This is a genomic window from Actinomyces sp. HMSC075C01, from assembly GCF_001812965.1.
Classification (GTDB): domain Bacteria; phylum Actinomycetota; class Actinomycetes; order Actinomycetales; family Actinomycetaceae; genus Actinomyces; species Actinomyces acetigenes.
This window is the reverse complement of record NZ_KV811009.1, coordinates 41,227-50,986: the sequence shown is the minus strand read 5'-3', so window position 1 is coordinate 50,986 and position 9,760 is coordinate 41,227. Positions and strand designations below refer to the sequence as shown.

At 67.2% G+C, this 9,760-nt stretch carries 6 protein-coding genes; 2 read left to right on the top strand and 4 right to left on the bottom strand.

Translation table 11 applies throughout. From position 1 onward, the window contains the following. Positions 1–408 precede the first annotated feature (408 nt). From HMPREF2883_RS08410 to HMPREF2883_RS08395, 4 genes are all read right to left on the bottom strand, one after another. On the bottom strand, positions 409–651 hold the full coding sequence (locus tag HMPREF2883_RS08410; protein ID WP_070660998.1) for a type II toxin-antitoxin system ParD family antitoxin: 243 nt from the start codon (positions 649–651) through the stop codon (positions 409–411). A gap of 144 nt (positions 652–795) precedes the next feature. Beyond that, positions 796–3,861, bottom strand: coding sequence for a LamG domain-containing protein (locus HMPREF2883_RS08405; protein WP_070660995.1), 3,066 nt, complete (start codon positions 3,859–3,861; stop codon positions 796–798). A 453-nt stretch (positions 3,862–4,314) separates the two neighbouring features. Further along, a complete protein-coding gene (locus tag HMPREF2883_RS08400; protein WP_256277398.1) occupies positions 4,315–4,992 on the bottom strand; it encodes a hypothetical protein in 678 nt (225 codons plus the stop codon). Positions 4,993–5,141: 149 nt separating this feature from the next. Further along, positions 5,142–6,665 carry a hypothetical protein gene (locus HMPREF2883_RS08395; RefSeq protein WP_070660987.1) on the bottom strand — a complete coding sequence of 508 codons (1,524 nt, stop codon included), beginning with the start codon at positions 6,663–6,665 and terminating at the stop codon, positions 5,142–5,144. A 694-nt stretch (positions 6,666–7,359) separates the two neighbouring features. Here HMPREF2883_RS08395 and HMPREF2883_RS08390 point away from each other — a divergent pair. Next, a complete protein-coding gene (locus tag HMPREF2883_RS08390) occupies positions 7,360–8,493 on the top strand; it encodes a DUF1972 domain-containing protein (protein WP_070661144.1) in 1,134 nt (377 codons plus the stop codon). Beyond that, a complete protein-coding gene (locus HMPREF2883_RS08385; RefSeq protein WP_070660985.1) occupies positions 8,490–9,665 on the top strand; it encodes a glycosyltransferase family 4 protein in 1,176 nt (391 codons plus the stop codon). The genes HMPREF2883_RS08390 and HMPREF2883_RS08385 overlap by 4 nt, the downstream gene beginning before the upstream one ends. The last annotated feature ends 95 nt before the right edge of the window (positions 9,666–9,760 follow it).

Sequence of the window (9,760 nt, the reverse complement as noted above, 5' to 3'; positions counted from 1 at the left end):
TGGGACCCAGGTGGCCGGGGCTGGGTGCGGCAGATGACACAGGGTCGGAGGCAGCTGTGGCGGTGGCTCCACACCGCGACGGCGCCGGGCTGTGCCATCAAGAACCCCGCGGACTCACTCCCGCGCGGCCCGGTGTCCACAGCGCTGACATGAACGATCCAGCCGCCAAAACGCCCCGTGGGGATCGTTGGAATACTGCGGTTTGTCCTCGGCGCGCGGCGCCGATGCAGGGTTGATGTCAGCGCTGTGGACACCAGCGACCTGCCAGGACCCGTCAGGCCTCTTCCCTCCGCGCATCGCCGCCTTCAGGACCACCAGCACGCCCCGGGTTCCCCTCCGAGCGAGTACCTCAGAAGTCATGACACTCACATGTCTCACAAGTGAGGAGACAGCACAGTGGGTAGGTGCTCACGACGTCCTTGCCGCCCTGGCGGCTATGAAGGCGTCGAAGTCGAAGGGCTCCGCCTGTCCACTCACCTCACCGGATGCGAGTGCCTCGCGCAGCGCCGACATCTCTGTCTCCCGAAACTCCAGAAGGCGCAGGCCTGCGCGGACGACCTCACTCGCGGACCGGTACCGCCTGGACCCGACCTGGCTCGCGATGAATCCGGCGACGTGGTCATCGAGGCTGACGGAGGTGTTCACTGACATGCCCAGAACCTACCAATTTTCGGTATCAAACGAACGGTATCGATCCTGACCAACAGCCGCTCGCGGCACGCGAGCGCAACGGGGCGGGCCGGGAAGAAACGTGTCTTCCCGGCCCGCCCCGCAGGCGCGCTGCGCTCGACGGCGTCAGTGCTGCTTGATGGTGACCTTGTCGACCGCCAGGGTGACGGTCTGCGGTCCGGCCGAGCTGGACATGTAGGTGGTCAGCCCCACGGTTCCGGCCTCGTTGAGGGTCTTGTCGTTGTCGACGGCCTCGATCCCCCACTCGGCGGGCTCGGTGTCTCCTGTCCAGAGCTTGGTCTGGATGGTGGTCGACTCCGCGCCGTCAACCACCATGCGCAGGTGGAGCGGCTGACCGGCCGTGTAGGGCTGCTTCATCACGTAGGAGCCCAGGGAGGTCTCCTTGCCCTTGACCACGCGCGAGACCGTGACCACCGGGTTGCCGGCGCTGCCAATGCGAACCGTGGCCTGGTACTGACCGGCCTTGGTCGTGCGGGCTGCGTAGGAGATGAAGGCACCGTTACCGGTGGGCACCGTGTCCAGGGAGAAGTCCACGACGGCGTCGGTGGAGGTCGACTTGATCGGGTCGGAGATGATGGAGGCCGAGGAGCGCGGACCGGCCATGGCGATCCGGCCGCTGGTGCCGTCGACGGAGAAGGCCGCGGCGTTCCAGGTGGTCTTCCACTCACCGCCGGCCTGGGCCTTGCCCCAGCCGCCGTTGACGCTGCGCTCGAAGGAGTCGTCCAGCAGGGCCTTGCCCTCGGGCTGCTTGCCCTTGTCCTTGCCGGCGTTGTCCTTACCGTTGTCCTTACCCTTGCCATCGCCCTTGTCCGGCTCGACCTGCTTGCCGGTGGCCGCGGTGTAGTGCTCGGCGATCTGCCGCGGCGACAGCGGTGTGCTGTAGACGGCGGCCTCGTCGATGTCGGCCTGGATGTTGGTGTTGGAGGGCTGGCCGTTGACACCGCTGAGGGCGTCTCCACCGATGCGCCAGTAACCGGAGTAGCTCTGCCCCGCTGTCATGGCAGCGTCGAAGGCGGCGAGGTTGCCGTCCACGTAGAGCATGGCGCCGGCGGTCGGGCTCATGGAGGCCACGATGTGATGCCACTGCCCGTCGTTGTAGCTCTTAGGAGTGGTGATGGTGGTCAGCTTGCCCGGGTAGAGCATGAAGCTGAGCGTGCCGTCATTGCGCATGTACACCATGCGGTCACGGTTCCACGACTGGTTGGCCGCGGAGGAGCCGTAGCCCATGATCTCCCCGCCCGAGGTCGAGGTCGTGCGGACCCACGCCTCCATGGAGAAGGCGGTGGGCGCCTGGGAGGCGACGCGTGTCGCGGCGTGCGACTTGTTCGTGGCGTCCGAGGTCAGGCCGAGCGAGGCCCCCGATCCCAGGACGGACTTGGCTCCGCGTGTGTAGGCCTTGCCGCGGATCGTCAGGTTGCGCTGGGCCACGAAGTCCTCGGCCTTGTCGCCGCTGGTCTCGTCGAAGGACCAGTAGTGGGCGGCGCCGTCGGCCAGGACGCGGGCGCCGTACTTGCTCAGGCCCTGGCCCTCAGCGGCTTTGACCGTCACCCAGTCCGAGACCGTGGAGGCCCCCCACTGGTCGGTCACCTGGACCCGGTAGCGGTGCGTGCTTCCGGGCTCGACGACGTCGGTGGCACTGAGGTCGGGACGCTCCCAGAAGCCGGCGGTCGCCGTCTGGCTGGTGACCGGCTGGCCGTCCATGGAGTCGCGGTAGACGTTGTAGGTCAGGGTCTTGTCGTCCCGGTCCCAGTTGGCCTTGAAGGACAGGGAGACGACGCCTGCGCGCGGCGAGGTGCCGGAGACCTTGAAGGCACCACCCTTGTCCATGGGCCCCTGCTTGTTCGGGGCGATGTCACGGCGGGCGAAGCGCACCAGTCCTTGCTGGGCTGTGCCGTTGACGGCCAGGAACTCACCACCGTAGACGACGTACTTGTCGTTGCCCTCGACGGTCCAGGTCGCCTGGATGGCACCGGAGATCTTGCCCGGCGTGAAGTCGGGGTAGAAGTTGAGGTTCGTGGTGGCGTTCTGGCCGGCGTAGTTCTTGTAGCCCCAGGCGTGGTTCTCCTCCACCGTTCCAGTGGCGGCGTTCGTGTAGGCCACTGCGTTGTGGTAGTGGTACGAGACGTCCGGGAAGCCACCGATGTTGGAGCAGTCGTGGGAGTGGCTGGCGGCGTAGATGACGTCACCGGCGGGGAGGACGTCGTAGGAGTCGCCGTGGCAGTCGGCCATGTAGTCGATGTCCCCGGTGACCCAGTTCAGACGCATGACGCCTTCGAAGGTGCCGAGCCGGGAGTAGCTCGCCGCGTACAGGCCCTGCTCATCAGCCTTGACGCTCATGACAGAGGCCTCAGCGCCGGCGCCGTAGACCACGCTGGAGGCGTTGTTCTTGCGCAGGGTGCCGTCCTTCTCGAAGATGGCGATCCCGTGACCGGGCTTGTCACTGCCCCCGACGGACTCGAAGGCCCCACCGATGGCCACGGCCGAGCCGTCAACGGCCTCGACGATGCTGCGCACGTAGTAGTTGTCGATCTTCGGCGCGAAGCTCGTCAGCTGCTGGTTGCTCAGGTTGAGCGCGGCGACGCGCTGGCGGGCCGAGGAGTTGATCTGGGTGAAGGCTCCGCCGATGTACAGGGTCTGCCCGTTAGGCGAGACGCTCAGGGCCTTGACGCTGCCGTTGGCCGAGGCGCCCAGCGGAGCGCGCTGGCCATCGGATGCCCTGACCGCTCCGACACGCCAGGCGGTCTGGTTGTTCAGCGTCGTGAACTCCCCGCCCAGGTAGAGGGTCTGGCCGTCGGCGGAGGCGGCAATGGCGTTGATGGTGCCATTGGTGGTGGGCGCCCAGTCGAGGACCTCACCGGTGTTGATGTTGTAGGCCATCGCGTTGCCGCGTGGCGACTCATTCTGGCCGGCAGGCGATCCTGCCGGCCTGACCGCGGAGAACTTCCCGACGGCGTAGACGATGTCCCCGACCACGACCTGGTCCCAGACAATGCCATTGATCTGGGCGGTGGGCAGGGCATCGGCGGAGACGGTGTTGGGAGTACCGGCAGCGCCGGCGGGGGTGGGCGCAGGGTCCGCGGCGGCAGGGGAGGCCGGAGCGAGCGTGACGGCACCGATGGAAACGAGAGCCGCGGCCAGCAGGCCGCTCAGGAATCGGCGGGGGAGCTTCACAGGTATTCCATTCAGAACATACTCAGATCACGGACACGCAACCTTACGAATGGCTGGTATTCCGCGCCCGACACGGGTCGACGGGCGGGCTCATCGTACACCGTCAACAACCTGCCCGCCCCCGTTTTGGTGCACACCACAGAGCAGGACAATTCCGCCACACACCGACCCTTCGTTCAAATCCCGCCATACTCCCGTCGTTTCAAGGATTCCGCAGCACCCATAAGTCTCCACGATTGGAACCATCTTCCGTATAGACACAACTCAGGCTGTTTTCAGCGCCGATTCACCTCATGTCACGACGAAGCAACAGTCAAGGCCTCCAACGGGGCCCCAAGCGGATCGTCCAGCACGCCAAGGCGCCGTCCGACGCTCACTTTCATGAGCAACGGACGGCGCCTTGATACAGACACACAGAAGGGTGGTCAGCACCCCCGGAGGACTCGTCCTGGGTCAGCCTGCGGACCCCCGGAAGGTGGCGGCTCCGTGGTCCGCACCCAGATCGACAACGACCTTGATATTTCCTCGCCCCTCCGCCGGGATGACGAAGGCTCGATTCACGGTCACCGTCTCACCGGCTGCGAGCTTGGCCGGCACCGCATCCGAGGCCGAGACGATCTCGGAGGCGGGGGTACCAGCGCCCTCGCCGTAGTTGACGGTGGTGGACAGCACGCTGGCCAGCGGCAGCTCCTGGCTGGACCTGTTCGTCACCGTCACTGGGATCAGGACACCAGCACCTCCCACCTCGCCGGGACCGCTGGCGAAGTCCTTCGCCTGCATCTGCCCCAGGGAGATCACCAGATCCCCATCAACACGGACGGACTTGTCCAGGCCCACCTCGGGGTACTCATCCTTCGACAGATCCCCGGTCTCAACGGCCTTGGGGTCGATCGAGGAGGCATCCGGGGTGGAGACGTCACCCGAGGGGGACGCCGGCGCCGTCGTCGGTTTCGCGGTCTGGACCGTCGGTGTGGCGACGTTCGAGGGGGCGGCCTGAGCAGAGGCCGAGCCACTGGCAGAGGCCGGGGCGGAGGGACTGGCAGTGCTCTGGGACTTTCCGCCTCCACAGGCGGCCAGTCCCAGACCCAGCACCAGGACGGCGGGGAGGATCAGCATTCGAGTTCGTGACACGTGCCGAAGCGTATGGCCTCCGCGACGCCCTGCACCGTCCTCAGCGATCACTGAGTTCGGGAGCACACCGCCACCGGACATAGAACCGGTGGATTCAGGGGATATGCCGCGAAGGTCCGCAGACCCGACAGCTCTCATGGCCGTCATCATCACTCATCATCCTGATCGTCCCAGTTGTCCCAGCCGCCCTGGTTGTCCCAGCCGCCCTGGTTGTCCCAGCCATCCTGGTCGTCCCAGTCGTCATGCTTCTTCTTGTTCTTCTTGTCCTTGTTCTTCTTGTCCTTCTTGTCCTTGTTCTTCTTATCCTTGCCGTTGTTGTCGTTGCCGTTGTTGTCGTTGCCCCCTTGACCGTTGGCATCGCCTCCGCTCGCGGAGAAGCGCACGAGACCCTGCTGGTGGATACCGTTGACCGCGACGAACTCACCGCCGTAGACGATGTACTGGCCGTTGCCCTCAACGGTCCAGACGGCCTGGTTCAGTCCGCTGTAGCTACCATTGGCAAAACCGGGCAGGAAGCCGTTGTACTGAGTGGGCGCAGGCTGCCCCTCGAAGTCGGTGTAGCCCCAGACCTTGTTGCGCTGCACGGTTCCGGTGGCCGTGCTGGAGAAGCCGACAGCGTGGTGATACTTGCCGTTCTCCTCCCCGTCAGCGAAGCCGCCGATGTTGCTGCAGTCGTGGGTGTGGCTGGCGATGTAGATAACGTCATTGGTGGGCAGCACGTCATAGGTGTCGCCGTGGCAGTCGGCCATGAGGTCGATGTCCCCGGTGGTCCAGCTAGCCCGGAGCATCCCCTCAAAGGCGCCTTCCTGAGAGTAGGCAACGGCGTAGAGCCCCCGGGAGTCGGACTTCACACTCATGATCCCGGAGTCCCTCCCTGCGTTGCGGACAACGCCGGCGATATTGGTGTGACGCAGGGACCCGTCCTTCTCCAGAACAGCGAGACCGTACGCATCGGAGGACCCTCCCACCGAGGTGAAGGAACCGCCGATCGCCACAGCGGAGTTGTCAGCCGCCACCGTGATGGAGCGCACCATGTAGTTATCAACCTGGGGGGCGAAGCCGGTCACCCGATGCGTCTTCAGATCCACAGCACCGGCGCGCAGACGCGACGAGGAGTTGAGCTGGGTGAAGGAGCCCGCGAGGTACAGGGTCGAGCCGTCGGGGGAGAGCTCCAGGTCCATGACCGCCCCGTTGGCCGACGCCCCCAGCGGTTTACGCTTGCCAGTGGCGTCCACCGCCGCCACCCGATAGACCGTCTCATCGTTGACGGAGGTGAAGTTGCCACCGAGGTAGATGGTGGAGCCGTCAGCCGAGGCCGTGACCGAGCTGATCTTGCCGTTGACCTTGGGCGCCCAGTCAAGCAGCGCGCCGGTCGTGATGTCGTAGGCCATGGCGTTGTAGCGAGGGGACTCGTTCTCGCCATCGGCCGCGCCGAAGGGGCGGGCATTGTTGAACTCTCCGACGACGTAGACGATATTGCCCACGACCGCCTGGTCCCAGACGATGCCGTCGATCTGGGGGGTGGGCAGAACCTGCGGGGAGGCGAGAGTGACCTGCCCCTGGGCAGCAGCAGCCGGGGGCGTGACAACAGTTGGGGCGACGAGCGCACCAAGGGCAAGGGGGAGGGCGGTCAGAACCGCCCCCACACTGGAGACAACGCGGAAAGGATGCACGAGTGCTCCGTTCTTAAGACGTGAGGGAACGTGGGTAAGTGGCGCGGTATGACGGGAGGGCCCTGCCTCAGCAAGACCGGCGCCGGTCACGAGAGTATTACAGCGGTAACGCTTTGATAACGACTCCAGGGGCCTTTGTTCCAGCTCCTGTTGTGCAATCAATCACTTCTCATGCGAGAAGGCGCACCCTGCCCACTTTTCTCACAGATAGACTCTCATTAACTGCCGTGGGGTTCCACACCCGATTCTTGGCTGGAATACTCAGCCCCCACCCAGGTGGTGTGGACCAGTCGGACACGGTCCCCCCACCATAGTTCCGGCACGTCACCAGGGCGGCGCCCCGCCCCGTACTCCAAGGTGCCGGAGGTGTTGACGTGACCACTCGTTCGGTGTGTATCGGCGGCACCTGCCTCTAGACTGCTGACCGGGTGTACCAGGCGGGCGTGGCACCACGAGTCCGCAGGCGCTCCGCAGGAACCTGCGACCTCAAGGGCGTGAGCCCAGCCCCTCGTCTCATCACCATCATCATCACCGTCATCACCGTCTCCCCATCACCCTCGTCGATGATCCTCCGCCCTTGCCATGACCGGCAGTCGCATCGAGGGGGATCATTGGTTCCCATCCCTGAGCGGCTTAGCCGCCCTTCGAAAGGACTCCGTTGACTGCTGTGAACCCGGACAGGCTCCGTATCGCCATGATTGGGACGCGAGGCGTCCCTGCCCGCTACGGAGGTTTCGAGACCGCCATCGAGGAGGTCGGCCGGCGACTGGCCGACCGCGGTCATCAGGTCCTCGTCTACTGCCGCAACCCTGAGCCGGACACCCCGCTTCCCAACACCTACCTGGGGATGCGGCTGGTCGAGCTGCCCTCGGTGAAGAACCGCAGCCTGGAGACCCTGTCCCACACGGCCCTGTCAGTGGCCCATCTGCTGCGCCGCACCCACCCGGACGTGGCCTTCGTCTTCAACGCCGCGAACTCTCCCTTCCTGCCGGCCCTGCGCGCCGCACGCATTCCGGTCGCCACGCATGTCGACGGCCTGGAGTGGCGCCGCGGCAAGTGGGGCCCCACCGGCAAGCGCTACTACCGCGCCGCCGAGGCCCTGGCCGTGCGCTACTCCGACGCGCTTATCGCCGACGCCCAGGGCATCGCCGACTACTACACCGAGGAGTTCAACGCCCCCACCGACCTTCTCGCCTACGGGGCGCCCCGCGTCCGCGCCGACACCTCGCGCCTGGCCGACCTGGACCTGACGCCCAAGGGTTTCCACCTGGTGGTGGCCCGCTTCGAGGTGGAGAACCACGTCGACGTCATCGTGGAGGGCTACGTGCGCTCCGGGGCCGCTCTGCCGCTGGTCGTCGTCGGCTCGGCCCCCTACGCCGACGACTACACTGCCCGCATCGAGTCCCTGGCCGACGGCCGGGTCCGCCTGCTCGGCGGCCTGTGGGACCAGGATCTGCTCGACGCCCTCTACTCCGGCGCCCTGGTCTACTACCACGGCCACTCCGTGGGCGGAACGAACCCCTCTCTTCTGCGCGCCATCGGCGCCGGGGCCGCGGTGGACGCCTTCGACGTCTCCTTCAACCGCGAGGTCCTGGGCGAGACCGGCCGCTACTGGACCACGCCCGACGAGGTGGCAGCCCTGGTCGTCTCCGCCGAGTCCGATGTCGAGGCCCAGGCCACGCGTGGCGAGGAGTCTCGCAAGCGAGCGGCCCTCTACGACTGGGACGAGGTGGCCGCCGGCTACGAGGCCCTGGCCCGGCGCCTGGCGCTCGGGGGCCCTGTCCGTCGTCGCCCCTCCGGACGCCGCACCGGGAAGGTGAGCTGGTGAGCCGGGGCGGGGCGGGAAGCGCCCGCACCGGTGCCGCCCGGATTCTTGTGGCCCACCCCTCCCCCGACCTGTACGGCTCGGACTGGCAGCTGGTGGAGACCATTCACGGACTCATCGAGACCGGCCACGAGGTCCTCGTGGCCCTGCCCCAGGACGGCCCCCTGGTGGCGGTGCTGCGCGACGCCGGCGCCCGCGTGGCCGTCATGCCCTTCACGGTCCTGCGCAAGGCCCTGCTGAGCCCCACTGGCCTGGCGAGGCTGTCCGCCCAGGCCGCCCCGGAGGTCGCCCGCCTGCGGTCGGTCATTCGCGCCAGCCGCGCCGAGGTGGTCCTCACCAACACGGTAACGATCCCCTGGTGGCCGGTGGCCGCGAGCGCGGCCGGCGTCCCGGTGCTGGCCCATGTGCACGAGGCCGAGGACACCCAGCGTCGGATCATCCGCGCCGGGCTCAACGCCCCGCTGCTGGCGGCGTCCCGGATTGTGGCGAACTCCGGCGCGGCCCGCGACGCGCTGCTGGACGCCCAGCCGCGACTGGCCTCGCGCACGGAGGTGGTCCACAACGGGGTTGCCGGACCGGACCGGCCCCTGGAGCCCCTGCGCTCCAGGCAGCCCGAGGACTCCTTCAGGATCGCCATGGTGGGTCGGTTGTCTCCGCGCAAGGGCGTGGACGTGGCTCTCGACGCCGTCGGGCTGCTGCGCCGCTCGGGGGTGGATGCCTCCCTGAGCGTGTGCGGCTCGGTCTTCCCCGGCTACGAGTGGTACGAGGCCGAGCTGCGTGAGCGCGCCGATCAGGAGGACCTGGAGGGGCACGTCGAGCTGTTGGGGTACGTGCACCCCACCTGGCCGGTGCTGGAGGCCGCCGACGCCGTCGTCGTGCCCTCCCGGGCCGAGCCCTTCGGGAACACGGCGGTCGAGGCGATGCACGCGGCCCGGCCGCTGGTGGCCTCCCGGGTCCAGGGCCTGGCCGAGGTCGTCACCGACTCGGTGACCGGCCTGCTCGTGCCCGCCGACGACGCGCAGGCCCTGGCCGATGCCCTGGGTTCCCTGGCGGCCGACCCAGCCCTGGCGGCCCGGCTCGCCCAGCAAGGTGAGCGCGAGGCCGCCGAACGCTTCTCCGTGGCCGGGTACCGCGCCACGATGACCCGAATCGTCGACGAGCTCCTCAAGCGCTGAGGCCCCACCTCCGCGGTCTCCGCGGTTCTGCCGAGACCGACAAATTTCGCGTAGCCCTACGGTTTTTCTGTAGGGCTACGCGAAAAATGCCCGGC